We start from the raw sequence: 25,725 nt of genomic DNA, 5'->3' as shown, positions 1-25,725 counted from the left end.
GTTAGGCGCGCCTAAAAAATGTAAAGGAGAATAAAAATGATTATCTGTCAAAATGTGTCTGTTGCTTATCAGCAGCAGCTAGCATTAAAAAATATAAATCTGCATTTAGAAGATCATGCCATCACCGGCATTATCGGGCCGAATGGTGCTGGTAAATCGACTTTAATCAAGGCGATTTTAGGAATCATTCCCTTTGCCGGCAATATCACCATTGACGGCAAGCCAATCAAAGAACAGCGGCAGCAGGTGGCTTATGTCGAACAAAAAAGCAATTTGGATTTTACTTTTCCAATCACCGTGGCTGAATTTGTCTCTTTGGGCTTGTATCGGGAAGTGGGCATTTTGCGGCGCTTGACGAAAAAAAATTGGCAGCAGGTGGCCACGGCTTTGGAACAGGTCGGCTTGGCGGCTTTGGGCAGCCGCCAAATCAGCGAGCTTTCTGGCGGACAGTTCCAACGGATTTTAATTGCTAGATGTTTGGTGCAGGAAGCCCAATATATTTTTTTAGATGAACCATTTGTCGGGATTGATGCCGTTAGCGAAGAAATTATTTTTGAGATTTTGCGGGAGTTGCAACGGGCCGGAAAAACTATTTTTGTGGTGCACCATGACTTAGCAAAGGTGCAAAACTACTTTGATCAGCTCTTGATTCTCGATAAAGAAGTGATTGCATATGGCGAGACGGCGACAGTTTTTAATAAAAATTATTTGGGGCAAGCCTTTAACGGGCAGCTTTATTTTGGAGGGGATGTTGCATGATTGAAAATTTCATCTACGGGTTAACAGAGTTTCAATTTTTAAGGAATGCCTTGATTACTTCGGTGACGATTGGCATCGTGGCCGGTGCGATTGGTTGTTTTATTATCCTGCGAGGGATGTCTCTAATGGGGGATGCGATTTCCCATGCAGTTTTACCGGGGGTCGCTCTCTCCTATATTTTAGGAATTAATTTTTTCGTCGGCGCAATTTTCTTTGGCATGCTGGCCTCCCTGCTAATTACTTTTATCAAAAGTAATAGCTTAATCAAAGGGGACACAGCCATCGGAATCACCTTCAGCTCCTTTTTAGCTTTAGGGGTGATTTTAATCGGTGTTGCCAACAGCTCGACGGATTTATTCCATATTTTATTTGGCAATGTCTTGGCAGTTCAGACTACCGATATGTATTTAACCATTGGCGTGTCGTTATTTGTGCTCGTGATAATTGGCTTGTTTTTCAAAGAACTGCTGCTGACCTCCTTTGACCCACTGTTAGCTAAAGCCGTGGGCATGAAGGTCCAATTTTACCATTATCTGCTGATGATTTTATTGACATTAGTTGCCGTGGCCGCTATGCAAAGCGTCGGCACGATTTTAATCGTCGCCCTGTTGATTACGCCCGCCGCCACAGCGTATCTCTTTACCAATCGCTTACGGTCGATGATTTTACTATCGGCAAGCCTCGGTGGTTTAGCTTCGTTGCTAGGACTTTTTATCGGATATAGCTTCAATTTGGCGGTGGGCTCGACGATTGTCTTAACCGCAGCCGCATTTTTTGTGGTCGGCTTCTTTTTATCACCGAAGCAAAAATTTTTACGAGGAGGATTCTGGAAAATGAAAAAAATTAAGCTAGTTTTGGCTGCCTTATTTGGGAGTTTGTTAGTTTTGACAGGTTGTAGCGGGACAGCTGGTCAAGGAGAAAATCAGCAGGAAAATGCTGATTTAGTGGAGGTCGTCGCCACCAATTCGATTATCGCCGATATCGCTAAAAATATCGGCGGGGATAAAATTGATTTATACAGCATTGTCCCAGTCGGGCGTGATCCCCATGAATATGAATTTTTACCGGCGGATGTCCAAAAGACCTCTGAAGCGGACGTGATTTTTTATAACGGCATCAATCTGGAAACTGGCGGCAACGGCTGGTTTACGACGTTGATGGAGAATGCCGGCAAAGTCAAAGATCAAGATTATTTTGCCGTCAGTGACGGTGTCGAGGTGATTTATCTGGAGGGGGCCGAAGAACAGGGGAAAGAAGATCCCCACGCTTGGCTGAATTTAAGCAATGGGATGATTTACGCAGAAAATATTGCAAAGCAGCTCAGCCTTAAAGATCCGGAAAATGCGGATTATTATGAAGCTAATCTAGAAACTTATCTCAGTCAACTGCGGGAATTAGACGCCTCCGCCAAAGAAAAATTTGCGGCTCTGCCGGATGAGCAAAAGCTTTTGGTGACCAGTGAAGGCTGTATGAAATATTTTTCAGCGGCTTACGGAATTCCGGCGGCCTATATTTGGGAAATAAATACCGAAGAGGAAGGCACTCCTGAGCAAATTCAAAGCTTGATTGAACAGCTGCGGGCCTCTTCAGTTCCGACATTGTTTGTCGAAAGCAGTGTTGACGCGCGGTCGATGCAGACGGTCGCCAAGGACACCGGCATTCCCATCAATGATGCCAAATTATTTACAGATTCAGTAGCTGAGCCCGGTGAAGAAGGCGACAGCTATTACAGTATGATGGCCTGGAATTTTGAACAGATTGCAACAGGCTTGGCCAAATAAGTTCCAATTGCCTTTCGGAAAAATTTCTGCTAAGCTTAATTTATTAAATTGATGAGGAGACTGACAGATGACTGCATCCATGAAATTACGCTTACCACTTTTGAATCATAACTAAATAAAACATTCAAAAGTCTTGGGAAAAGCTGTTTCAAGGGGGGAGTCTGCCCTCAGTTTCAATGAAAAATCAGTGGTTGTATCAGAAGCGGCCGCCAGACTAATTGGCGCCTTAGTGGGACAGGTTAAAAAGCTGACTTTAGCCAGCTGCTAAACCTGTTGTGCTTCGGCGGTGATTTGCTGAGTGGCGCGCCGATGATAGAACCTTTTTTGTTGTACCAGCTTTCCTGAGAAGAAAGCAGGAAATTATGGAAACCTTAGCAGTTAAATTAAGCAATATCGAACATAGCTACGGCAATCAAGAAATTTTAACAATCCCTGAACTAAGTGCCTATCAACAGGAGCGTATCGGTATTGTTGGGGCCAATGGAGCTGGCAAATCAACTTTATTAAAGATGATTCAAGGCCAGCTTGCCCCAGAAAAAGGCCACGTTCAGCGGGAAATCCAATTTAATTATTTTTCGCAGATGGAAAATGGGACTGATCAGCTGATGGCAAACAGCGAAGTCGGCGAATTACTAAGCCGCTTTCGAGTGCCCCATGCACCCGCCGCTGTCTTAAGCGGCGGCGAAACGACCAAGTTGAGATTGGCTGAAGTGTTGGGCAATTATCAAATGGGTTTGCTGCTGGATGAGCCAACGACTCATCTGGACCAACAGGGGATTGATAGTTTATTAGCAGAGCTGACCTATTATTATGGCACTTTGATTTTTGTCAGTCATGACCGCTATTTTTTAGATCAGCTGGCAACCAAAATTTGGGAGGTAGCTGAGGGTCAGGTACGGGAATTTGCTGGCAATTTTAGCGCCTATCAGGAGCAAAAAGAGCAGGCAGCCTTAGTGCAGGAGCGGGCGGCAGATCAATATTTACAGGAAAAACAGCGGCTGACGAAAGCAATCGCTAAAAAACAGGAGCAGGCGCAAAAGGCTGGCAAGGTCACGCAAAAACAGCGACAGCAAGCTGTCCGTCCTGACCGCCTGTCTGCTTCTAAGCAAAAGGACACCGTGCAAAAACGGCTGCAAAAATCAGCTAAGAGCTTGGAAACCAGATTGACACAATTGACGGAGGTGGCCCCCGTTAAAACTAGTAGAGCAATAATTTTTCCCGAAAATGAATTGCTGACGCTCCACAATAAATTTCCGATTCGTGGTGAAGCTGTTAGCCTAGCCTTTGGTGAGAAAAATATATTGGAGGCCGTCGACTTTCAATTTCCTTTAGGTAAAAAAATTGCGATTACCGGCAGCAACGGTGCTGGCAAATCAACTTTTTTAAAGGCAATTCAGGCCGGTGCTCCCGGCATCACCGTCTCGCCAAAGGTTGTTTTTTCGACTTATCAGCAGTTGGATTATCAACTAGTTAGTCAGCAAAGACTGTTGGATTATCTCAGTCAGCGAACGGAGTTTGCCGAAACAACCATCCGCAGTATTTTAAATAATTTAGGCTTTGCCCAAGGAGAAATCACCAAACCGCTAGCAGCGTTAAGTGGCGGCGAAGCGACGCGGGTTGCCCTCGCCTTAGTCTTTTTACGGCCAGCCAACGTGTTGATTTTGGATGAGCCGACTAATTTTATCGATGCAGCCACTATTTCCGCCCTGGAAAAATTAATACGAGCTTATCCGGGAACCCTGTTGTTTACCTCCCACGACCGCTATTTTGTGGAGGCCGTCGCTGAGGAAGTGTATCAAATTGAAGATGGAAAACTTGTTTTTGGCGGATAAATATTAAAAAAAAAACCGCAATCCAAGCTTTTCGCCGAAAGCCAGTTTCGTTAGCTGGCTTTGGTGCTCTTGCAGGTTGCGGTTATTTTTTGATTTTAGGTAGTGAGGCTGTGACCTTAGTTTAAAACAGAATTGATTTTTCCGAACAATAACTGGCAAGCACTATCAAATACAAGATAGTTGGGAATTGCATCTGCTAGCAAGACTAAGGTTACAGCCTCACTTTTTATTTTTCTAACTCTTTAATTACTTTACATGGCTGGCCATAAGCGACGACATTTGCCGGAATAGATTTGGTCACCAAACTGCCGGCGCCAACCACGGTATTTTCGCCGATGGTCACGCCGGGAAAAATAATGGAACCGGCGCCTAGCCAGACATTTTTTTCAATCGTGACGGGTAGATTGTACTGCCCCCGCTCTTTTCGTTCGGCAGCCTTTAAAGGATGGGTGCCGGTGATAATCGTCACATTTGGTCCAATCATAACATCGTCTTTTAGATCAATCTTAGCATCATCAACGAGGGTCAAGCCGAAATTAGCATAAACGTTTTTTCCAAAATAAGTGTTGATGCCCCAATTGGCTTTAACGGGCCGCTCAATGTAAGCCCCCTCAGCAAAATCCCCGAATAATTCAGCAGCAATCGCCGCTAAGCGCTGTGGTTCGTTGGGGGGCAGCTGATTGAATTCAAATAACAAGTCCCGATAATGGGCTTGTAGCTGATTCATTTCCTTGGTTTCAAAGTAGAGCTCACCAGAGTTTAACGTATCAAAAATTTCTTTTGGCAACATGGTTTCAAATCTCCTTTTTGCATTTATTTACTCACTAGTTTACCGTATTTTGCGGGCGTTGGGCAGTTTAAATCAGAAAAAAAAGAACCTGTGTCATTAGTTTTTTAACAGCTGAACCCCCGAACTATATGATACTTGCTCCTGTGGTCCAGTAGGTCCGAATCGCAAATTAACACTAGCTAGTCGTTTTCACTAGTTGTCCTTCGTAAAGTTCGGCTTTGTTCTAACTAATGTCACAGCCTCATGACGGTCAACAAAAATTAATTGCGCAAAGGCAAGCTGATGGTAAAAATAATCTGGTTGTCACGACTGGCGGCAGTTATCATGCCGCCTAAAGCCTCGACAATATCTTTTGCAATTGGCAGGCCTAAGCCGGTGCCACCGGTGGCGCTGGCCCGGGAGCTGTCCATCCGGTAAAAGGGCTCAAAAATTCGGGCCAATTTCTCCGGTGGAATCGTGTAGCCGCTATTGCTAAACGTAATTTCAATTTGCTCTTTTTTGGCTAGTTCCAAGGTAATGACTGAATCAGCAAAGCTGTAATTAATCGCATTGCGAATCAGATTATCGAAGACCCGCTCCATTTTTTCTGCATCGACGGTTGCCAAAACTTCCTTTTCAATCTCCAATTGCCATTGGAGATTTTTTTCTTCTAAAATTGGCAGAAACTCATAGCTAATCTGCTCTAGCATAATGCTCAAATCAATCACTTGTTTATTTAATGTCAGGGTAGTCAAATTGAAACGGGTGATTTCAAAGAATTCATTGATTAATTGTTCCAAACGCTCCGCCTTGTCTAAGGCAATATCAGTGTAGCGGGCCCGCATATCTAAAGATAGCTGGGGCTCTTCCTTTAAGAGAGTCAAATAGCCGATGACGCTGGTCAAAGGCGTCCGCAAATCATGGGCCAAATAAACGATTAAATCATTTTTCCGCTGTTCGGCTTCTTTGGCGGCCCGCTGCGTGCGGTTATTATTTTCCCGCAGTTCATTCATTTCGTCTTGAACCGCCACCAAATCTGGTGACAATTTAATGCGCTGCTCGGGATTGGCCAGCAGTTGACTAGTGCCATGGATGGTTTCATTCAAATAGCTGGCAATTTTACTAAAGAAATAAAAGGTGATAGCTAGCCAAAGAGCAATGCCGCTGATTAAAAAGGTGGCAATCAGATTATTATAGAAGAAATAAACTAGCCGATAAATAAACTCATCTCCATACCAGGTCCAAAAATTCATGACGATTAAAATCGTAAAAGGAATCAGCGTCAAAATGGCAAAGGCAATCACGATTGTCGCCACGTAGCGGAAAAGAATTCTTCTGATTAACGGATTTTTCAAGTTATTTTTCAATGATATAGCCAACCCCCCAGACAGTTTTAATAAATTTTGGTTTGCGGGGCTGCTCCTTGAGCTTTTCCCGCAGCCGTGCGATGTGGGCCATCACCGTATTGTTATTGTCTAAATATTTTTCCTGCCAGACGGCCTCAAACAACTCCTCGGAGGAAACGACGGTCCCTTGATGTTCAAATAAATACAGCAAGATTTTAAATTCAATCGGGGTAATCATGATTTCCCGCTCAAAAAGTAAGACTTTGTGGCTGTTTTTTTGAAGAAACAGCCCGTCTTTGGCAAATTCCGTATCTGCTTGCGGGGCTGTCGGCTGATTATAGCGCTGACTGCGGCGCAATTGCGTTTTGACCCGTGCCACAACCTCTAATGGATTAAAGGGCTTGGTGATATAATCATCTGCTCCCAAAGTCAGCCCAGTAATTTTATCCAAGTCCTCGCCTTTTGCGGTTAGCATCAGCACTGGAAAAAAATAATGTTCCCGAATGTTTTGCAATAATTGAAAGCCGTCGATGTCCGGCAGCATCACGTCCAGTACTGCCAAAGAAACAGCATTTTGGTCAATGAAGGCCAAAGCCTCGCTGCCGTTATAAAAGGCAGCCACCTGAAAGCCTTCATTTTTCAAAAAGGTTGCCATCAGATTGGCAATTTCCTTTTCATCATCCACCACGACAATTGTATCTGTCATTTCCTTCACTCCAGCTCTGATTTTTAAGAAATCTCTTTTTCAGTGTAGCACAATTTACAGCTTAACTGGAGACCTCGACGGTTAAACGGCCGCCTAAGCGACTGAGAATTTCATTGGTCAAGGTCGCAGTTTCTGTGGCGGCAGCTAAAATATCCGGCAGCACACTCAACTGAGCCTCTAAAGGGATTTCTGGGCAAGCTGTTAAATCAATCAGCAGCATATCCATGCAAATCCGACCAATTTGCGGCAGCTGGTGATCTTGATAAGTCAGCTGCCAGTCGGTCTGGCTTAAATTGCGGGGGATGCCGTCAGCATAGCCAATGCTGACTACGCCGATTAAACGGCTTTCTGATAGTTGCGTAGTTAGGCTATAGCCCAAATATTCCTGAGCAGCCACCCATTTTTTAGAAATCAATTGGGCCTGCACTTCAACGACCGGCGTGAGGGTGATTTTTTCTTTAGGCACATCGCGTTGACTACTGAGACAGCCATATAAAAGAATGCCGGGACGGACATAATCATAGGCTAAGTCTGGATAATTCAAAATACCGTAACTGCTTTGCAGATGAGTCACGCCAAAGGGAACTTGCTGGGCTTTTAATTGCGCTAACAAATGATTGAAAATGGCAATTTGTTTTTCGGTCCGTTCTTTAGCCGCCGCTGACTGCTCATCAGCAGAACCTAGATGGGAATAAATGCCCTTAATTTTTAAATAGGGCAGTTGATAGAGAGCTTTAATTTTTTGAACATCATCCTCTACGCCTAAGCGATGCATGCCGGTATCGACCTTCAAATGACAATCAATCGCTATTCTTTGTTGATTTAAAGCGGCCGCATGAGCTTCACTGACAATCGTTTGAACCAAGTCATAGGCTTTAATCTCTTTTATGCGGCGAGCAGAAGTATAGCCGAGAATTAAAATTTGCTTGGCAATTCCGGCTTCCCTCAGGGCGATCCCCTCCTCTAAGGTAGCCACAGCAAAAAAATCGACTCCGTTTTGCGCCAAAGTTTTGGCATAAATATTCGCATCGGTCCCGTAGGCGTTGGCTTTCACCACCGCCATCACTTTGGTTTTTTCAGGAATAATCCGGTTAATTTCAGCTAAGTTAGCCTTCAGCGCTTTAGTTGACAGCTGCTTTGAGGCTCGTGCTGGTCCTTTTGAATTTTTTTTGGTCAGTTTCGCCAGAAGCTTGAAGGTCAGCCAACAGATTAAAAAGGTCGATAGTAGAACGACTAAAAAATTTATTAAACTGTTTTTTAAAAGCGGTACTTTATTTGCGATAAAATGCCAAACGGCAATCATATAAGGATGAAAAAGATAAATTCCTAGTGCAAGCCTGCTAGCATTTCCCAAAGTTTTTTGCGACTGCCAATGGAGCACCTCCTGAAATAGAAAATACATGACCAATGGCAATAAGAGATACATGCTATCGTGGCGGGGCCGAGACCAGTGGTGCAGAGCAAAACTTTCTACTAAAAGACCGATTGCTGAAACGATTAAGAACAGCGTATTGCGCTGAGCTTGAAAGCTCCGTTTTTGATATAAAATGGCTCCCAAGACTAAAAACAGCGGCACTAGAAAGAGACCATTACGAGCTAAGCCGAAGAAGTGAAAGAGACCATTATAAAAAGTTTTTAAAAACGGCAGCTGACGGGTAATCCCCCACCAGCTATCGCCGCCTAAACCAATCAGATACAAACCAATGGCAACGGAGAGTACCGATTTCAATGAGAATTTTCTTAGCAGCAGACTGACGAGGAAAACGCCCAAAAGCAACGCCGGAAAATACCATAGATGATAAAGAAAACCTTCAAAAATTAGCGCTTGTAAAAATTTAGCTAACGACATCTGCAAAGAAATTTCGCCGCTGTAAAGTGCCAGCGGCAAATAGAGTAAATTCGCCGCTAAATAAAGGTAAAGCTGCTTTTTTAGGAATTTTTTGACCCGCAGACGTTGCGGAAATTGCTTTTTTTCCGCCAGCGGGCCGATTAAATAATAGCCCGTGACCATTAAGAAAAACGGGACTGCCACTCGAAATAAAGTTAAGGTGATGAGGGTGTCCAGCTCCGGTGCGAAACTTTGAAAAGGATAGCAGTGAATCGCCACCACCATCACAGCAGCGAGCAGTCGGAAATTATTGATACTAGCATTTTGTTTGTTCATGCGATTGACCTGCTAGTATCCTGTAAAAATTGCAGATACTCTTCCAAAGTCCAATCTTGCCCGCTGATAATATGACTGTGGGGTACGCCGACGTACCGAAAATGCCACGGTTCATAGCCGATACCAGTGATTTCTTGTTTATGGGGCGGATAACGGAGAATAAAGCCGTAGTTGGCCATCTCAGCTAAAAATTTTGTCACAGTTGGACCAGTTTGAAAACTGGGAGCAATCAGGTCATTATCAGCTCCCCGTAAACCTAAATCGACAGCGAGTCCTGTTTGATGTTCACTGCAACCGGGATAGGCGACAAATTCAGCCGTGTATTTAGGTCCGTGTTCTGCCAGCGAAAACTCCCATAATTTTCGCTGTTCCTGTTCAGTCCGGTAGCCGTCTAACAGAATGATGTCTTCTGTCAGCTGCCAGTCGGTTAATAATTTTTGTAACTGCTTGGCAACTTCCGGCTGCAGATAAATATCTTTTTCGCTGAAGGGGGCTAAAACCAAATGCTGCGGCTCATTGCTTTTAAGGAGGGGATGCTGGCGGTTAACTAATTGCAAGTAAATGTTTTTCATGATAGGACTCCTCTGCTAAACTAATCAATTTTTCTAGCACTTGGTTGTAGCTGATACCGGCCGCTGCCATCATCGCCGGAAAGCGAGAGTGAGGCGTGAAGCCCGGTAAGGTGTTGACTTCATTCAATAAAATAGTGCCATCATCCGTCAAAAAGAAATCAATCCGGGCTAGGCCGCGACAGCCTAAATGTTGATAAAGACGCTGTGCTTGGACTTGAATTTTTTCGCTGATTTCGGCTGGTATTTGGGCTGGCACGGTGATTTTGGCGGTTAACAGCTGATATTTTTCCACGTAGTCAAAAAATTGGCCGGTTAAAGAAATTTCATCGCAGGCTCCCAGCTGCAGGCCATGATTGCCTAAAATACCACAGCCGATTTCAATTCCGCTGACAGCCTTTTGCAAAATTACCTGCCGGCTGTACCTGAAGGCCTCTGCTAAAGCTTGTGGCAGCTGTTCTAGTTCAGTCACTTTGCTGATGCCTTTAGACGAACCGGCTTCATTAGGCTTAACGAAAATCGGCAAGCCAACATTTTTTATAAATTGTTCAACCGTTTGCTGATCGGTGATGCTATCCAACAAAACAGTGGCGGCACTTTTGATACCTAGCGTATCTGCAAATTTGTGCAGGAGAAATTTATTCATACACAGGGCCGAAGCTGCAACGCCACAGCCAGCATAAGGCAGGGCCATCATTTCAAAAAGACCCTGCAAGCTACCGTCCTCGCCACTGCCGCCATGTAAAATCGGCAATAAAACATCAGGCTTGAAAAATTTTTGGTCTTTACCGAGCCAAAAACCTTGGCCCTTAAACTGCGGCGTAGCTGATTGACATAATGAGGAGGTCTGCCAAGTATCCTGTTGAAGCTGCTCAACATCAGCGTCAGTTAAAAACCAACCGCCATCTCTCGTGATACCAATTGGAAAAACTTGATAGTCCAATTCATGTAAAGTCGCTAAAACTCCCGCTGCTGACGCCAAAGACACTTCATACTCTGAAGAAGTTCCGCCAAAAATTAACGCAATTTTTTTCATCTTCCCACTCCCTAACTTGTTCTTTAAAGCCAGTCTAACAGGGATGCAAAATCAATATTTGCGCTTTCCGTCTTGGGTTTCTACAGTTTTTCTCTGGAAATCCTGACAAATTTATGACATTTGCAGGATTTGATTTTGGGATTGTGAAATTGGAGTTGCGGAAGACTCTGTGTAGTTAGCCTTTTTAAAAGGAGAAATTTTAAAGAGGTAAGCCTTGACTGGTCTTGCTGCGAAAAGTGCCTACAAGTTTTGAAACTGCTTAAAATTTTGCTTGGCGATTTTGCTGTTAATCTTGATCGTTGATTTTCTTCACAACACACAAGGAAATCAGCGGCACTTAGTTAAGCCGCTGCAAATCAAACAAGCTGCCGTTTGTAACCAGCAAAAATTTTAAGGACAAATAAAAAGCCCATTTAGCAAAATTTTTGAATTTTGCTAAATGGGCAATTGTTTATAGCTGATGTTTTGTTTGAAACGCTTCGAAGTCTGCCTGGTATTTAGTCAATAGCTGCTGACCATATTCCATCGGCACATAAACACCTCGGCCAATCAAATCCGCCAAAAAATCGGGGGTGAAGCCCGCTTTAAAACTAGCAATCAGCTCATCATAAGTGGCTTTTCTTTCTAAGCCATATTCTTCAGCCAAATCATTCAATTCCTCTAAAGGCCAGAAATACAAGGCACCTTCATCCTCTAAAATATCTAGACAATCATCATCTAACAGCGGCATAACAGTTTCAGCAGCATTAATTCCCAATTTAAGTTCAAAATAATCCGGGAAATCGTTAATCTCTGAGCTTTTCCCATGTAGCCAATCTAATAAAATCAGCTCGCCTAATAAATAACCATCTTGATTGCGCTCCATCACGGCCGGCTCAACAAAAGGGATTGCCCCGGTAGCCAGCTGTTGAATGCGCTCGTTTAACAGCGACTCGTCCGGATTAATATAAGGAAATTCTGCATATTTCTGATAAGTCTGCATCACCTTCCGGAATTGACTGGCGTCTTGCCGCTCCTTTTCTTCTTGCTTTTCGCGATTAAAAAACCAACCCATTTTAACCCCTCCACTCCTAAATACTAAATAAAGTATAGCATAAGCCATTGAGTTGATGTGGCAGTCACTCCCTTAAGCAGAAGGTTATCAACTTTTTGGCTAAAGATTTATAATGAGTGATATTCAGCGCAACACTAAAGGAGATTTTATTATGGAAACAAGAGCCATTGTCATTGAAGAATACGGCGACAGCAGTCGTTTGAAAGAAGCTCAAGTAACCCTGCCAGAACTTGGCGAACATCAAGTTTTAGTTAAGGTAGCCGCTACCTCGGTCAATCCAATCGATTGGAAATTACGGGAAGGTTATTTGTCACAAATGATGACTTGGGATTTTCCGATTATTTTAGGCTGGGATGTTGCCGGTGAAATTGTTGCCATCGGCAGTCAGGTCAACCATTGGCATGTAGGGGATTTGGTTTTTGCCCGACCGGAAACAACCCGTTTTGGAACTTACGCCGACTTAACGATTGTTGACGACCATCTCTTAGCTAAAAAGCCAGAAAATATTAGTTTTGCTGAAGCAGCGGCAGTGCCGTTAGCCGGTGAAACGGCTTATCAAGCTTTATTCACCCACGGAAAACTGTCAGCCGGCGAAACAGTTTTGATTCATGCTGGAGCCGGCGGTGTAGGTATCTATGCCATTCAGTTAGCTAAAAATGCCGGTGCCAGAGTAATTACTACTGCTAGCGAGCAAAACCATGAATTATCAAAAAGCCTAGGCGCTGACGAAGTCATTGACTATCGAAAAGTTGACTTTGCCGAAGTCATCGACAAGGTCGATTTAGTATTTGATACGATGGGGGGCGAGGTTCAGGCTAAAAGCTTTGATGTTTTGCATCCAGAAGGTCGCTTGATTTCGATTGTCGGCGAACCCGCAGCCGACCAAGCTGCCAAAGTTCAATTGGCCAAAAGCATTTGGCTGCAACCGAGTGGCAAGCATCTGCAAGAAATAGCCGATTTGCTGGCTGCTGGAAAAATCAAAAGCGTGATTGGCGCCACCTATCCTCTAACCACAGACGGCATAAAAGCCGCCCATGATTTAAGTGCTACTCATCATGCCAGTGGAAAGATTGTGATTAGCAATCAGGAAAAGATTTAAAACTTTTCCGGACTCGCTGTCATTAAAATAATTGAAAAAAGAAATGTCGCCACAAGTTAGGTTGTTTGATGAAAACCTTGCTTGCGGTATTTTTTTTGAAAAAATCAGTTTTTAACTATTGTTGAATTTCTTGGTCTATTCAACAAAATTTAATTTCAGCTGAAGACTACAATTGAAAAGTGATTTATCAAATAAAGTTTTATTCGCAATGAGCTTGGAGATTTAGTTGTAGTTTCAGATAGAAATTATGGCTCGCTGACTTTAGCTGAGTTGCATTTTTTTAGCTAAACACGGAGAACAGCTCGATTTTACCGAACAGCTTGCCTTAAAAGTAGCCGCTCCGCTAAAAATGAGATTGCATTCCCAAAACGTCTATATTACCATTAAGGAAGCGTAACCAATTAATTATTGGATTTTTTTGTTAAAGTGAGAAAGCTGTAAAATTAATCACTTTGCTAAAAAGTAGCTAAAAAAGTGGATAGGGGAGTAGAAAATGAAACGTATTGGAAAAATTTTGGGAATGTTGGCATTGGGACTAGTCTTTTTGGGGGCTTGCGGAGGCAGTCAGACAGAGGTAAACACTTTTTCCGGTTCTTATTCTGGTGCGGATGTGACGGTCAAAGTCACCCACGAAGATCAAACTGTCAATCAAGTTGAAATGGTATCGAGCTTTGATTTAACAACATTGGGTTTAGATACGGCGGATTTGGATGAAACTCAACAGGCAGCCATTGAGGATGAATTGGCCGCCCAGTATGAGGAGTATGATGGCAGCGAGGGGGTAACAATCGAAAATGATTTTACCGACAATGTTTTCAGCGTTACCATCACTTTGGATTTGGAAAATGTCGACCCAACAGTCTTTAACGATCTAACTGGAATGACAGCCGATACTGGTGATGTTGCCTATGATGAACTTGCAACTCAGTTGGAAGATTTAGGCTTGAGCGAAGAATAGTTTTAAGAAGAAATGATTGCTTTGTATGTTTATGAATGACTTTAGAATTTCAGAAAAATGAATAGGATGTCTTAGCATCTGAAGAATTCACATTTTTTTCTTAGTTTGATAGTGAACCAAAAACCGCCGCCACTCCTCAAGGGACTGGCGGCGGTTTTGCTATTCTTTTTTGCGCAGATTTTTCCAGTAAATCACTTGGTTCATCAACCGAGAAGTCCAGTCGAAGAAGAAGTGGATAAAGAGAATAAAAGGAATTAAAATCAATAAATCGGCATCAAAGACATTGTCATACATAAAAATTTTGCCTAAGAATAAAAAGCAGAAAATCAGACTGGCGGTCATCGCCAAGAGAAGCCAGATTTTTTTTGAATTCAGAGGTAAAGAAACCCGCAGTAAAACTTTTAAGCCGACCACGCCGACTAAAAAGACGCTTAACGTGGAGGTGACGGCGGAATCAAGCTGCCAGATATCGCCGATAAATTTAATTCCCAGCACGCTGATGACAACATTTAGAGCTGCGGGGACAGAAATCCGTAAGACATTGTCTAAAACATTACCGCGGGGCCGTTCATAGCTAGGCTGCAAGGCTAAAAAGAAGCTGGGAATGCCGACGGTTAAGGCATTAATCGGCGTTAATTGTAAAGGCGCGAAGGGATAAGCTGTGGCTAACAAAATAAAAATCAGCGCCAGTAAAATCGCATAAATAGTTTTGACTAAATACATGGAGGAGACTCGCTGCAGATTATTAATCACGCGGCGGCCTTCTTTGATGATGCTTTCCATAACTGAGAAATCCCCCGTCAGTAAGACCACATCGGCGACTGCCCGAGCCGCTTGGCTGCCCTGTGCCATTGCAATACCGATGTCTGCCTCCCGCAAAGCTAGAATATCATTGACACCGTCGCCGACCATCCCGGTGACCTGATGATTTTGTTTCAAGCCCTGCAAGAGTTTTTGCTTTTGATAGGGAGAAACCCGACCAAAGACGGTATTATTTTCAACGAGCTGAGCAAAATCAGTGTCATCAGGAATGTTCGACATATCGACAAAGTGACTTGTCTCAGGAATACCAGCTTTTTCAGCAATTTTTGAAACGGTCAGCGGATGATCGCCGGAGATAATTTTTAAAGAAACGCCTTGTTTAATCAGCAATTGGAAAATTGCTGTCGCATTCTCCCTCAGACTGTCGCCTAAGACAATCAGCCCCAACGCTTGAGGTTCCACGAGACGATAATTGGCTGACATTTGCGCCGCCAAAACGATGACCAATACGCGATAGCCTTCTGCCATAAAGGCTTGGCTTTGTTTGGCGACCTCAACGGGAACCTCGGCAAAAATATATTCAGCGGCCCCCATTGCTAAAAATCCAGTAGTAAATTTGGCGCCACTCCATTTGTAATCGGAGGAAAATGGAATGACTTCTTCTGGGACAACCGGCTGGTCAGCGGGAAATTTTTCCCTGAGGGCTTGAGCGGTTGCGTTTTGATCAGCTGAAGAAGCTAACAAAGTCGCAATTTTTTGGCCAAGCTGGATCTCAGATAAGTCCTGCAACGGCACGATTTTTTCAACGGTTAAGGTGCCATCGGTGATGGTGCCGGTTTTATCTAAACACAGGGTGTTGACCCGAGCCAAAGTTTCAATGCTAGGTAAAGATTGGACTAAAACTTTTTGTTTGGCCAGATTGGCGGCACCAACGGCAAAGGCGACACCGGTTAACAGGACTAAACCTTCGGGGATAATACTCACGACTGCTGCCACGCTGCCCAAGATAGCCTGTTGAAAGGATTCCACATTTTGCAGCTGCTGATAAATCATCAAAATCCCAAAAGGAATAATCACCAGCGTCAAAACCCGCGTCAGCTTCCGCAGCATCAGCAAGAGTTCTGACTGCGGCCGCTTTTTAAAGCGGGCATCATTCAGTAATTTTGTTGCATAATTATCGGCACCAACGGCCGTTACTTGATAATACACTTCACCGGCAGTCACAAAACTGCCGCTCAAAAGCTGATCGCCACGGCTCTTAGTAATTTTATTAGACTCACCGGTCAATAAAGATTCATCCACTAAAAAAGCCGGCTGGCTGATCACAATACCATCAGCGGGGATTTGATCCCCCGCTTGTAAAAATAAGGTGTCGCCTAACAGAATTTCCTCTTCAGAAAGACTGGTAAACTGAGCATTTCTGACAGCGACAACCGGAACTTTTGCTAGAATTGCCAAGGAATCAATCGTCTTTTTTGACCGCAGCTCTTGGAAGATGCCGATGCCGCTGTTGATAATCATCACCATTAGAAATAAAGCATTTTGCGGGGAACCAACCCAGACAACCAGTGCGGCTAAGACAACATTTAACAGATTAAATAAAGTGAAAATATTTTCCCGCAGAATATCTTTGGTACTTTTTAAAGTCGTTGAGGCACTCTGATTTACATGGCCGCTTTTTTGGGCCTGGCTGATTTCTGCTAAGGTGAGACCTGTAATCTCAGCCGGCAGGACATCCGGAATTTTTGCCATTGTTAACCGCCTCCTTTTTACTCTATCTTACAGGAAGAAAAAATTCTTGGCTAATATCAGAACGGCGATTTGGATAACAGTTTTGTTAGCTGAAATTTAACGAATAAATTTTACTTGCCTATGCTCTGATAAAATAAAAAAGCAAAGCCATAATCAACAGAATTATAAAATTTCTGTTTAATCCAGTGCTTTGCTTTTATTTATCGTAAAAAGATTTTAGAAGTGGAAAATAACGCATATCAAGTTATTTCCATTTCTATTTTTCAGAGAGGGGAATGCTAATCTCTTGGTCGCTAGTTGTATCGGTCATCAAGCTGTCTAAATAGCTGGGCAGAAAATCAGAGCGGCTGCTGAGAAATTGATATTCTGCTGAATTTTGAATGGCGGCTTTTTCGTCAGCCGTGTATAAATCATGGCCGGTGAAAAAATTCCAATTTAACTCAGCCACCAAATCAGCGGCTGCGGTTAATTCTGTGCCAGCAAAATCGCCGGTCCGATAGGCGCTGGAATAGGTCATCGCTTGGCTATCCTTTAAAAATAAATCCTTCAAATAATCCCGATAGTTAAGCAAATCGGGATTGCTCAAGCCTTGCGCCTGCGCCCACTCATCGACGGATAAATTTTCCCGCTGGTAAGTGATTTCCTGCTCATTTAGCGTAATAACTCCATAGGCCTGATCCGTCATCGCAAAGGAGCTAGTAACAACTTCTTGAGGCTCGCCTGTTGTTCCGCCGAGAATGTCTTGGGCATGGATATGACCTGAAAAGACAATGGGAACTTGGTATTCAGTAAAAAGTTTTTTTACCTCGTCAGCATTATCTAACACGTATCCCTTATTGACTTGACTATTATGCATATAAAGATTGTGATGCATAAAAACGACGGGAGTCTGGCCTTCATCTTTGGTAACTTGTAGCTGCTCTGTCAGCCATTCTAGAGAATTATCAGCAATCACACCGTTAGTAGTTGGTTGACTGCTGCTGTTGGCTTCACTGTAAATATTGGTATCCAAGAAAAATAGCCGGTAGGTTTGATTGAGATTAATCGTGTAACTTAAAGAATCTGGATCACTGCTGGCAGCCTGCGTAAAGCCATCAGGAAATAAATTTTTAAAGTCATCCGGGGTGATACTAGCAACGACATTTTGCTGGTCGTCGGCAAAACTACGGGCCCAGCCATCATAAATATCATGATTTCCCGGAATGCAAAGAACTGGAATGTTGGCTTTTTCCAGTGGTGCTAAAATTTCCGCCAATTTTTCAGCGCTGACTTTTTCACCGTTCAAGGTTAAATCACCGGTGATAATAATGCCCGTTGGTTTAGCCGTTAAAGCTTGATCGACAAAGGCTGTCAGACTTTCTTCTTGATAACGCAAATCTTTACCGGCGGCGGTACTTTGGATAAACTGAAAGGCTTCACCGTCATCATGGAGACTAGGTGCTAAAAAATGCGGATCGGTAATCAGCCAAAAATCGGTTTGTTCCTCAGTTGTCAAATAGCTTTGTTTTTCGGTGGCCTGAGACCAGCTGATGCCGATAAAAACGGCAAGCAGCAGCAGACCCACGCCCACAATACCCCAATATTTTTTCATTCGTTAAACTTCTTTCATTCCTTTATAAAAAGCGGCTGACCGTCTGGAAACTTTCCGGTCTTTGGGCGACTTCATCGACAGAAATATCATGAATAATTTCCGCCAAAGTGATTTTCTTCATTTCGGTTTCGACGGCTGCTTGCAGATCGTCATATTTTGCTTGTAAAACTTTTTGGATATTTCCACCCACGATACAAGCCGGATTAGTTTTTTCATCGACTTGAATCAAATTGCTTTCCCCTTCGATGCTGCGATAAATATCAAAGAGGGTAATCTCTTCAGGCTTGCGGGCTAACGTCGGTTTGGCCTTGCCATTTTGAGTGAGAATCAGCTGGCTGTTCCGCAAATAACTCATCAATTTGCGAACGTTGGCGGGATTTGTTTCAATACTTTTGGCAATCATCTCACTGGACAAATCAGTTCCCTGATAAATTTCTATATAAGCTAAGATGTGAATCGCATCTGAAAATCTAACTGAATAACGCATCTAAATTCCTCCGAATTAAATTCTTGACTAATCTTAGCACAAACTGTAAGATAATGCTGTAATTAAAAAAGTTACAGCTGACGAAATAAAAAATTCAAAAAGGAATCAGTTGTCAGCAATCAAAAATTTTCGGTTTTCTCTGGAAATTTGTTGGCAGCCAAAAAAAGGAGCGATTTATTATGAATTATTTAGTCACAGGTGCCACTGGAGGATTTGGAACAGCAGCGTTAAAAAGTTTGCAGGCCTTAGTGCCTCAAGAAAATATTTTTGCACTGGCCCGCAGCGCTGAAAAGGCGGCTGACTTAACAGCGGCCGGCTTTAATGTCCGTCTTGCCGATTACGATCAACCAGCAGAATTAAACGCAGCCTTTGCAGGAATCGATCGCTTATTATTTGTTTCCGGTGCGCCGGGCAATCGCCAACAGGAACACCAAAATGTTGTCGACGCTGCCAAGGCGGCAGGGGTCTCTTACATCGCTTATACAAGTTTTGCTGATGCGCAAAATTCAGTCAGCGGATTAGCAGCCGACCATGCCTATACGGAAAAAGCCATTGAAGCAGCGAACATTCCCCACACTTTTTTGCGGAATAATTGGTATTTGGAAAATGAATTGCCACTAATTGGCGCTGCCTTGCAAAGCGGAGAATTTGTTCATGCTAGTGGTGCTGGTAAAACTGGTTGGGCTTTACGACGGGAATATGCGGAAGTCGGCGCTAAAGCGGTTGCCGGCAGCGACTATCCAGAAATTTTAGAACTTTCTGGCACGCCTGTTACCTATCAAACACTGGTGACTGCTGTAGAAGAAGCAACCGGTAAAACATTAGCCGTTAAGGACGCCAATCAAAAAGATTTCGAGGCGAGCCTCGTAGCAGCAGGTTTACCAGCCCCAGTCGCTGAAATTTTTTACGGCTTCCAAGCAGATATCAAAGCGGATGTGCTGGATGTTACGTCTGCTGATTTTGCCAAAGCGTTAGGCCGACCACTTACTAGCCTAACAGAAGGCGTCAAAGAATTATTACAATAATTACCAGTAACTATCAGAAAAGTCTCCCTCAAGGCGGGGCTTTTTTTGCTTGTCTGGGGTATACTTAAATCTTATTAGTAGGTTCGGAGGATGAGAGATGATTTTACGGGAGTATCAACAAAAAGATTTGCCGGCAGTGACGGCGATTTGGAATGAAGTGGTAGCAGATGGCTTGTATTTTCCCCAAGAGAGCGAGCTGTCAGCAGCCCAAGCTGAAATTTTCTTTGCTGAACAGACCCGCACGCAGGTGGCGGAATTGGTGGGTGAAGTGGTCGGCTTTTACATCTTACATCCAAATTCCGTCGGCCGGATTGGTCATGTGGGCAATGCTTCCTATGGTGTCAAGCAAGATGTCAAAGGCCAAAAAATCGGCGAGCAGCTGGTTCGAGACTCATTGAAAATCGCCAAAGCGTTTGGCTTTCAGCTGATGCAATTTAATGCGGTTGTCGCTAATAATGCCGGCGCGATTCATCTCTACGAAAAAATCGGCTTTCAAAAAGCCGGTGCTGTGCCACAGGGTTTTCGGTTGCCTTCTGGGGAATTTGAGGATTATTTTATCTATTATTATGTCTTATAGGTAAAAATCGGTAATGCAGGGTTGCACAAAACCACTGAAATTATTCTCTGGATTTCAGGCAATATTCAGCTGCATCCTGAGCTTTCTTGATGGCAATTTTCGCTAGCGGCGGTTTGATTGTTTTTTATTGCAGCTGCTTAAGTTTTTGCTGAGCAGCTGGTGGTGAATCTTTAGTGAGCTTGAAAAGAGTCGATAATACGTTCTAAAATTTTGCTGAAGCAGACGCCTTCAGCTTTTTTTATATGAACAATGATAGTTCTCTCATATTTTTATTAAAGAACTAACCGCGAAATTTCTCGTATTTTTCCGGGAAATTAGTTATCTTTTAAAAGTGATTTCATTCACAAATCTTAAAAAAATTTTACTAGCGCTGCGTTGTTTTCATTTCAGCTAATTTTTGCAAAAAGAAATGGCAAAAGATGGACTTTTCTATTGCGAAAGATTTTTCTATACTGGGGATGTCAAATGATAGCGCTTAAATAAAGGAGCTGAAGGGATGCGGGAGGCAAAAATTGTAATGGCTTTATTAGCCCAGGAATATCTGAAGCCGGATGAACTAGCGGATATTGTCGGCGTGTCACCCCGGACAATCCGTAATGATCTTCAGCAGCTGGTGGCAACGGAGAACGGTTTTCTCATCGAACGTTCCCGCAAGCTGGGCTATCATTTAGTGATTACCAATCAAGAATTGTTTCAAGAGTATCAAAAAAATGCCGCCGATTCTTCAATTGACATGCAGCAGATGCGTTTAGAATCGCTGCTGATTATTTTATTAGTCAAAGAGGAATATCAAACGATTCAAGCAATCAGCGAGACTTTTTTAGTCAGTCAAAGCCAAATTAAAAATGATTTGGCCAAGCTCGCCGAGTATCTCGATGGTACCGCACTTAAATTAGAGCGCAAAGCCCACTATGGTGTCAGAATCATCGGTGATTTACGCAACCGACTTTTGTTGTTGATGGATCGCTTGCAGCGGGAAAATCCCAAGCTGCAGGAGCTATTAGCTGAAGCATTAACCGAAACTAAACGTCAGGCTTTGCAAGCAGCCTTGTTCCAATTGGTTGCTAAACGGCAGTGGGATATTGATTACAGCGACTTTCGTCATTTAGAAGAGGAAATTATGCTATTGATACTGATTGAAAGTCAAGGGACAGTTGCTAAGTCAGAGGGCTATCTGTTGGCGGAGCTGTTTCAAGCAGCGGGGCTTTCGTTACAGCTTTCTGAGGAAGCCTATCAGTATTTTGAAGCCAGTATTTTAGCCAAGACCAAGACTTTGGCTATCCGCAGCAACCGAGAGGAGCTGCAGCTGGAAATTTTAAACTACTTTAAAGAACAAGATCAACAGCAGCAGACCCATTTTGCTGAAGATCAAGAATTTATCCATCTGGTCTATCTGCATGTCGCCTCATTGATTGAGCGCTCACGGCAGGCGCTGCCTTTGGATAATCCCTATGTCGAAGAAATCAGCAAAAAATATCCGACGATTTTCAATTATGCGGTGCTCTTTGCCAAATGGCTAGAGCAGCAATATCAGCTGACGATTTCATCAGGAGAAATCGGTTATCTGGCGACCCATATGACAGTGCCGTTTCATAAACGGCAGCAGGAGCTGATTGAAAATATTTACCGCATCGCTGTCGTCTGTTCCTCCGGGGGCGGGATGGCTTATCTGGTGGAAATGAAGCTACGGCGGATTTTCCCACAGGCTAAGATTCAAACTTTTTCAATGTTTGAAGTTCAGAAGATTCAAGATTATTTTCCAGATTTAGTTTTTTCGATTATTGAATTGCAGCTGGAATTAAATTGTCCGGTGATTTTAATCAATGAAGTTCAAAGCGAGCTAGATTATCTGGAGGTCAGTGAAAACCTCGACTTGTTGCAGCAGGAGGGAAATTTTTCGATTGAGGAAAGCTTTTTCGAACTTTTCTCAGCAGAAAATTTTGCGATTTTACCTAAGCAACCTTATCGCCGGATTTTAGCTGAGCTATCGAAAAATTTAGAGGCAGCTGGTGGCGGTTCCGGCTATAGCGCTTCCCTTTTAGAAAGGGAAGATTATCTGTCCACGGTTTATCAAAATGGAATTGCCATTCCCCATCCGCTGACCATGCAGGGCAGTCGCAATCAGATTTTTGTCGGCGTATTGCCGGAGGGGGCTAGCGAGGCCCAAAATAATCCACAAATTATTTTTATGGTCTCTTTAGAGGAAAAACAACTGGAGCGGCATCGGATTATTTCTAAAGAGCTCAGCAAGCTGATGAGTAATCCAGCGGCGGTAGCGATTTTAGTTAAGAGTAATAATTTTCAAGAATTTTACTATACATTAAAGAAAGTTTTAGGAAGAAGGAAGTAAGTTGAACAGCAATTTTTTGAAAGCCTTATCAAACGCTGACGGAATTGCCAGCAATGAAAAAGAGGTGCGCCAAGCCATTTTAGCTGAGGTTGGTAAGCTGCCCTATGAAAAGACGACGGACGGGTTGGGCAGTCTGATTTTTACCAAGCGAAGTCAGCAGTCTGACAAGAGCATTATGATTTGCGGCCATATGGATGAGGTTGGCTTTATGGTCCGCAGTATCAGCGAGTTCGGCTTGATTCATCTGATGGTGGTCGGCGGCGTGAAACCTTTGGCCCAACATTTGCAAAAAGTCCGCATCACAACATTTGACGGTCGCAAAATCAGCGCTGTCATCAACGGTGATTTTCAAAATGGTGCCACCGAAAATCTTTACTGTGATTTAGGTGCAACCAGTGCCGAAGAAGTTACCGCTTTGGGAATTGAAGTCGGCAATATGGTCTGTTATGCAACTGAATTTGAAGCCTTTGCCGTTAAAAATATTTATGCCGGCAAAGCCTTTGATGATCGGCTAGCCTGCTTTGTGATGGCGGAGCTGATGAAGGAGCTGGCGGAAGTTGAACTACCGCTGACTGTCCATTTTGCTAATACCTCCAGTGAAGAGGTCGGCATTCGTGGCGCTAAGACAGCCGTTCAAAAAATCAATCCAGATATCGTCTTTGTGATTGATGTTGCCACCTTCAGTACACAATTTGTCCGCAATCATACCAATCAGCGGCAAATCGGTGCCGGTCCGATTTTAACTCATTTTGACCGGACCTTAGCGCCGAATTTAGAAATGCTGCAATATGTTAAGGAAACAGCTAAAAAGGCCGAGCTACCGCTGCAACTGGATATGTTTAACGCCGGCGGTACGGACGGCGGCGAAGCCCATAAAGTTAATGAAGGCAAGCCAACTGTGGTTACTATTTTACCGGTTCGCTATGGACACTGCGCTTATTCGATTGTTAACGGTCAAGATGTTGACCAGATGATTGCTTTGTATAAACAATTGCTACTTGATTTTAATGAAGAAACTTATCGCCGCATGGTGAATTTTATTTAGGAGAGTAAAAGATGACAACAGAAGAACTAAACATTGTGAAATTGATTTCCATTTCCGGAGACAGCAAGGCCAAAGCCTTTGAAGCGTTGAAATGTGTGAAGACCAAAGAATTTGACCGAGCGCGGGAATTAATCAAAGAATCCCGCTCGCTGGATTTAGAAGCCCACAATATTCAAACGGAATTAATTTCAAAAGAGCTGAATGAAGACGAAGAATCATCAGAGATTGGTCTTTTGATGGTCCATGCCCAAGATCACTATATGACCAGCCAATTGGCGAGAGATTTAATCGAAACACTAATCACGGTATTTGAATAAAAATTATATTAAACCAACTAAGGAGAGAATGTATCATGAGAATTTTACTATGCTGTGCCGGAGGCTTTTCAACAAATATGTTAATGCAAAATATGCGCAAGGTTGTCCAACAAAGCGCCAAATTAAAGGATGAAGATTTTGATTTTACAGCGATTCCTGCAGATTCCATTGAAGATCAAATTGACGGCTGGGATTTAGTTTTAGTCGGACCACAAATCACCCATAAAGTTGACTTTATCAAGTCGGTTTTAGAACCAAGAAATATTCCCTTTGCAGTGATTGATAAAGATGTCTACGGTCAAATGGATGGCGCCACCGTGATGAAACTAGCGTTAGTCACTTATAAAAAACATCAGCTGGCGAATCAAAAAGCCGTTTAAATTCACATAAGGAGAGGGAAAAACCATGTTTGCAAAATTTGAAGCCTTTATGAATCGTTTCTTTGTCCCCCTAGCCCATAAAGTTGATAACCAGCCTCATCTCAGCGCAATTAAAGCTGGGATGGTGGCGATGACGCCCTTTACCATCCTAGGCAGTTTCTTCGCCATTTTACCAGCACTGCCGAATATGCTGGGAGAAGGCAATGCCTTTAGTCAATTTATTTTAAACAACGCGGAATTATTTAATTTGCCAGTGTCATTATCGACAGGCTTGATTGGTTTGTATGCCTGTATGGCGATTGCTTACAATTTAGCCAATCATTACAAGCTGTATATTCCTGGTGCCATTACCTTATCAACCTTTGCTTTCTTGTTCATGGTCGCAACTTTTACGGAAGATGGCGCCCTAGATATGACCAACTTAGGGGCAAAAGGTCTCTTTACCGCCATGTTTGTTTCTTTAATCACGGTTGAATTGTATCACTTCTGTCAAAAGAAAAACTTAACCATCAGAATGCCCGAAGGTGTGCCGGACTTTGTTTCCCGCTCCTTTGAATTGATACCGGTTACTTTAATTGTCGGTGGCACCTTTATTTTAGGCCGTTTTATCTTTATGAATACAGTTGGGGAATTACCGCCAACCATCTTAACGCGTTTCTTAGCACCATTAGTTGGTTCAATGGATAATCCGTGGTCAGTCTTGGCCTTGAACTTCTGTATCTGTTTGATTTTCTTCTTTGGGATTCACTCGTCAGTGTTCAGTCCGATTACACGGCCAATTATGGTGGCCTTTATTGCGGAAAATATTGCCGCTTTCCAAGCTGGCGAACCAATTCCGCATTTCTACACAGCGGGAGCTTCCAGCGCCTTCTTCGGCTTTACCGGCTGCGGGATTTCCATCGGCTGTGTGATTGCCTGCATGTTGTCTAAGAGCAAACGCTATCGTCAAATCGGGAAAGTTTCCTTGTTCCCAGCCTTGTTTGGGATTAACGAACCGATTTTATTCGGGGCACCGATTATTTTAAATCCCATCATGTTTATCCCTCACGTTTTTGGTGGGGCAATCATCGGAACGTTACCAATGTTCTTGATGCATTGGGGCTGGCTCAGCAAACCAATTTTCGATCCGCCGTATGTGGGTGTTTTCTTAGAAGGCTTCTTAACCAATGGCGACTGGCGCTCCATCGTGGCTAACGGCTTGCAACTAGTGTTGACAGTTGCCTTGTATCTGCCATTCTTCAAGATTATGGAACGCAATGAATTGAAAAATGAACACAAGAAACAAGAAGAAAAGAAAATCTTCGACGAAAAAGATAGTGATATCTTGGATGGTCTTGACTTAGACTTCTAATTTCGCCAAGTGAAA

General features: G+C 43.3%; 22 protein-coding genes. 12 read left to right on the top strand and 10 right to left on the bottom strand.

What is annotated here, in order from left to right; genetic code table 11:
• Positions 1–36 precede the first annotated feature (36 nt).
• The 3 genes from ACYSNU_RS03380 (at position 37) to abc-f (ending at position 4,372) form a co-directional block, all read left to right on the top strand.
• Positions 37–759 carry a metal ABC transporter ATP-binding protein gene (locus ACYSNU_RS03380; RefSeq protein WP_461735805.1) on the top strand — a complete coding sequence of 241 codons (723 nt, stop codon included), beginning with the start codon at positions 37–39 and terminating at the stop codon, positions 757–759.
• Complete coding sequence (locus ACYSNU_RS03375) at positions 756–2,540, top strand: metal ABC transporter permease subunit (protein ID WP_461735804.1); 1,785 nt, start codon at positions 756–758, stop codon at positions 2,538–2,540. Before ACYSNU_RS03380 ends, ACYSNU_RS03375 begins: the two co-directional genes overlap by 4 nt.
• Before the next feature lie 362 nt (positions 2,541–2,902).
• Positions 2,903–4,372, top strand: a complete 1,470-nt coding sequence (gene abc-f / locus ACYSNU_RS03370) for a ribosomal protection-like ABC-F family protein (RefSeq protein WP_461735803.1) — start codon at positions 2,903–2,905, stop codon at positions 4,370–4,372.
• 226 nt (positions 4,373–4,598) lie between these two features.
• Here abc-f and ACYSNU_RS03365 read toward each other — a convergent pair whose 3' ends face one another.
• The 7 genes from ACYSNU_RS03365 to ACYSNU_RS03335 all read right to left on the bottom strand — a co-directional run bounded on the left by ACYSNU_RS03365 (position 4,599) and on the right by ACYSNU_RS03335 (position 12,016).
• The gene (locus tag ACYSNU_RS03365) at positions 4,599–5,162 is read right to left on the bottom strand and encodes a sugar O-acetyltransferase (RefSeq protein ID WP_461735802.1); all 564 of its coding nucleotides are present in this window, start codon (positions 5,160–5,162) and stop codon (positions 4,599–4,601) included.
• A 260-nt stretch (positions 5,163–5,422) separates the two neighbouring features.
• Positions 5,423–6,508, bottom strand: coding sequence for a vancomycin resistance histidine kinase VanS (gene vanS, locus ACYSNU_RS03360; protein ID WP_461735801.1), 1,086 nt, complete (start codon positions 6,506–6,508; stop codon positions 5,423–5,425).
• Positions 6,498–7,193 carry a VanR-ABDEGLN family response regulator transcription factor gene (vanR, locus tag ACYSNU_RS03355; protein ID WP_461735800.1) on the bottom strand — a complete coding sequence of 232 codons (696 nt, stop codon included), beginning with the start codon at positions 7,191–7,193 and terminating at the stop codon, positions 6,498–6,500. Before vanR ends, vanS begins: the two co-directional genes overlap by 11 nt.
• Positions 7,194–7,254: 61 nt before the next feature.
• Positions 7,255–9,357 (bottom strand): membrane-bound serine racemase VanT, encoded by a 2,103-nt coding sequence (gene vanT / locus ACYSNU_RS03350; protein WP_461735799.1) that lies wholly within the window; start codon positions 9,355–9,357, stop codon positions 7,255–7,257.
• A complete protein-coding gene (vanXY, locus tag ACYSNU_RS03345; protein ID WP_461735798.1) occupies positions 9,354–9,929 on the bottom strand; it encodes a D,D-carboxypeptidase/D,D-dipeptidase VanXY in 576 nt (191 codons plus the stop codon). Before vanXY ends, vanT begins: the two co-directional genes overlap by 4 nt.
• Positions 9,901–10,962: a D-alanine--D-serine ligase gene (vanC, locus tag ACYSNU_RS03340; protein WP_461735797.1), complete on the bottom strand. Its 1,062-nt coding sequence runs from the start codon at positions 10,960–10,962 to the stop codon at positions 9,901–9,903. The genes vanXY and vanC overlap by 29 nt, the downstream gene beginning before the upstream one ends.
• A 451-nt stretch (positions 10,963–11,413) precedes the next feature.
• Positions 11,414–12,016: a hypothetical protein gene (locus ACYSNU_RS03335; RefSeq protein ID WP_461735796.1), complete on the bottom strand. Its 603-nt coding sequence runs from the start codon at positions 12,014–12,016 to the stop codon at positions 11,414–11,416.
• Between the two features lie 151 nt (positions 12,017–12,167).
• On the opposite strand from ACYSNU_RS03335, the gene ACYSNU_RS03330 reads away from it, so the two are divergent.
• The gene (locus tag ACYSNU_RS03330; protein ID WP_461735795.1) at positions 12,168–13,115 is read left to right on the top strand and encodes an NADP-dependent oxidoreductase; all 948 of its coding nucleotides are present in this window, start codon (positions 12,168–12,170) and stop codon (positions 13,113–13,115) included.
• Positions 13,116–13,608: 493 nt separating this feature from the next.
• On the top strand, positions 13,609–14,073 hold the full coding sequence (locus ACYSNU_RS03325; protein WP_461735794.1) for a DUF1307 domain-containing protein: 465 nt from the start codon (positions 13,609–13,611) through the stop codon (positions 14,071–14,073).
• A 159-nt stretch (positions 14,074–14,232) separates the two neighbouring features.
• Here the strand turns inward: ACYSNU_RS03325 and ACYSNU_RS03320 are convergent, their stop codons facing one another.
• The 3 genes from ACYSNU_RS03320 to ACYSNU_RS03310 all read right to left on the bottom strand — a co-directional run bounded on the left by ACYSNU_RS03320 (position 14,233) and on the right by ACYSNU_RS03310 (position 18,665).
• The gene (locus ACYSNU_RS03320; protein ID WP_461735793.1) at positions 14,233–16,587 is read right to left on the bottom strand and encodes an HAD-IC family P-type ATPase; all 2,355 of its coding nucleotides are present in this window, start codon (positions 16,585–16,587) and stop codon (positions 14,233–14,235) included.
• A 256-nt stretch (positions 16,588–16,843) separates the two neighbouring features.
• Positions 16,844–18,178 (bottom strand): metallophosphoesterase, encoded by a 1,335-nt coding sequence (locus ACYSNU_RS03315; protein ID WP_461735792.1) that lies wholly within the window; start codon positions 18,176–18,178, stop codon positions 16,844–16,846.
• A 22-nt stretch (positions 18,179–18,200) separates the two neighbouring features.
• Positions 18,201–18,665, bottom strand: a complete 465-nt coding sequence (locus ACYSNU_RS03310) for an Rrf2 family transcriptional regulator (protein ID WP_461735791.1) — start codon at positions 18,663–18,665, stop codon at positions 18,201–18,203.
• Between the two features lie 179 nt (positions 18,666–18,844).
• Here ACYSNU_RS03310 and ACYSNU_RS03305 point away from each other — a divergent pair, with 179 nt between their 5' ends.
• The 7 genes from ACYSNU_RS03305 to ACYSNU_RS03275 all read left to right on the top strand — a co-directional run bounded on the left by ACYSNU_RS03305 (position 18,845) and on the right by ACYSNU_RS03275 (position 25,710).
• Positions 18,845–19,690 (top strand): SDR family oxidoreductase, encoded by an 846-nt coding sequence (locus ACYSNU_RS03305; protein WP_461735790.1) that lies wholly within the window; start codon positions 18,845–18,847, stop codon positions 19,688–19,690.
• Between the two features lie 97 nt (positions 19,691–19,787).
• Positions 19,788–20,267 (top strand): GNAT family N-acetyltransferase, encoded by a 480-nt coding sequence (locus ACYSNU_RS03300; RefSeq protein WP_461735789.1) that lies wholly within the window; start codon positions 19,788–19,790, stop codon positions 20,265–20,267.
• Between the two features lie 496 nt (positions 20,268–20,763).
• Entirely contained in the window at positions 20,764–22,617 is a 1,854-nt protein-coding gene (locus ACYSNU_RS03295; RefSeq protein WP_461735788.1) for a BglG family transcription antiterminator, read from the top strand.
• Position 22,618: 1 nt separating this feature from the next.
• Positions 22,619–23,662 carry an aminopeptidase gene (ypdE, locus tag ACYSNU_RS03290; protein WP_461735787.1) on the top strand — a complete coding sequence of 348 codons (1,044 nt, stop codon included), beginning with the start codon at positions 22,619–22,621 and terminating at the stop codon, positions 23,660–23,662.
• An 11-nt stretch (positions 23,663–23,673) separates the two neighbouring features.
• A complete protein-coding gene (locus ACYSNU_RS03285; RefSeq protein WP_265456609.1) occupies positions 23,674–23,979 on the top strand; it encodes a PTS lactose/cellobiose transporter subunit IIA in 306 nt (101 codons plus the stop codon).
• A 35-nt stretch (positions 23,980–24,014) separates the two neighbouring features.
• Positions 24,015–24,359, top strand: a complete 345-nt coding sequence (locus ACYSNU_RS03280; RefSeq protein ID WP_461735786.1) for a PTS sugar transporter subunit IIB — start codon at positions 24,015–24,017, stop codon at positions 24,357–24,359.
• A 25-nt stretch (positions 24,360–24,384) separates the two neighbouring features.
• Positions 24,385–25,710 carry a PTS sugar transporter subunit IIC gene (locus ACYSNU_RS03275; protein WP_461735785.1) on the top strand — a complete coding sequence of 442 codons (1,326 nt, stop codon included), beginning with the start codon at positions 24,385–24,387 and terminating at the stop codon, positions 25,708–25,710.
• Positions 25,711–25,725 lie beyond the last annotated feature (15 nt).

This window comes from Enterococcus sp. LJL120 (assembly GCF_054871765.1).
Note: the sequence above shows the minus strand (reverse complement) of the source record. Positions and strands in the feature narration are given on the sequence as shown.

Bases quoted from the DNA above. Each gene is read 5' to 3' on its own strand.
- ACYSNU_RS03375 (WP_461735804.1), top strand. From the start codon at position 756: ATGATTGAAAATTTCATCTACGGGTTAACAGAGTTTCAATTTTTAAGG.
- ACYSNU_RS03365 (WP_461735802.1), bottom strand. From the start codon at position 5,162: ATGTTGCCAAAAGAAATTTTTGATACGTTAAACTCTGGTGAGCTCTAC.
- ACYSNU_RS03325 (WP_461735794.1), top strand. From the start codon at position 13,609: ATGAAACGTATTGGAAAAATTTTGGGAATGTTGGCATTGGGACTAGTC.
- ACYSNU_RS03315 (WP_461735792.1), bottom strand. From the start codon at position 18,178: ATGAAAAAATATTGGGGTATTGTGGGCGTGGGTCTGCTGCTGCTTGCC.
- ACYSNU_RS03275 (WP_461735785.1), top strand. From the start codon at position 24,385: ATGTTTGCAAAATTTGAAGCCTTTATGAATCGTTTCTTTGTCCCCCTA.
- ACYSNU_RS03310 (WP_461735791.1), bottom strand. From the start codon at position 18,665: ATGCGTTATTCAGTTAGATTTTCAGATGCGATTCACATCTTAGCTTAT.
- vanR (WP_461735800.1), bottom strand. From the start codon at position 7,193: ATGACAGATACAATTGTCGTGGTGGATGATGAAAAGGAAATTGCCAAT.
- ACYSNU_RS03380 (WP_461735805.1), top strand. From the start codon at position 37: ATGATTATCTGTCAAAATGTGTCTGTTGCTTATCAGCAGCAGCTAGCA.
- ACYSNU_RS03335 (WP_461735796.1), bottom strand. From the start codon at position 12,016: ATGGGTTGGTTTTTTAATCGCGAAAAGCAAGAAGAAAAGGAGCGGCAA.
- vanXY (WP_461735798.1), bottom strand. From the start codon at position 9,929: ATGAAAAACATTTACTTGCAATTAGTTAACCGCCAGCATCCCCTCCTT.
- ACYSNU_RS03280 (WP_461735786.1), top strand. From the start codon at position 24,015: ATGAGAATTTTACTATGCTGTGCCGGAGGCTTTTCAACAAATATGTTA.
- vanC (WP_461735797.1), bottom strand. From the start codon at position 10,962: ATGAAAAAAATTGCGTTAATTTTTGGCGGAACTTCTTCAGAGTATGAA.
- ACYSNU_RS03305 (WP_461735790.1), top strand. From the start codon at position 18,845: ATGAATTATTTAGTCACAGGTGCCACTGGAGGATTTGGAACAGCAGCG.
- ACYSNU_RS03330 (WP_461735795.1), top strand. From the start codon at position 12,168: ATGGAAACAAGAGCCATTGTCATTGAAGAATACGGCGACAGCAGTCGT.
- ACYSNU_RS03295 (WP_461735788.1), top strand. From the start codon at position 20,764: ATGCGGGAGGCAAAAATTGTAATGGCTTTATTAGCCCAGGAATATCTG.
- ACYSNU_RS03300 (WP_461735789.1), top strand. From the start codon at position 19,788: ATGATTTTACGGGAGTATCAACAAAAAGATTTGCCGGCAGTGACGGCG.
- ACYSNU_RS03285 (WP_265456609.1), top strand. From the start codon at position 23,674: ATGACAACAGAAGAACTAAACATTGTGAAATTGATTTCCATTTCCGGA.
- vanT (WP_461735799.1), bottom strand. From the start codon at position 9,357: ATGAACAAACAAAATGCTAGTATCAATAATTTCCGACTGCTCGCTGCT.
- abc-f (WP_461735803.1), top strand. From the start codon at position 2,903: ATGGAAACCTTAGCAGTTAAATTAAGCAATATCGAACATAGCTACGGC.
- ACYSNU_RS03320 (WP_461735793.1), bottom strand. From the start codon at position 16,587: ATGGCAAAAATTCCGGATGTCCTGCCGGCTGAGATTACAGGTCTCACC.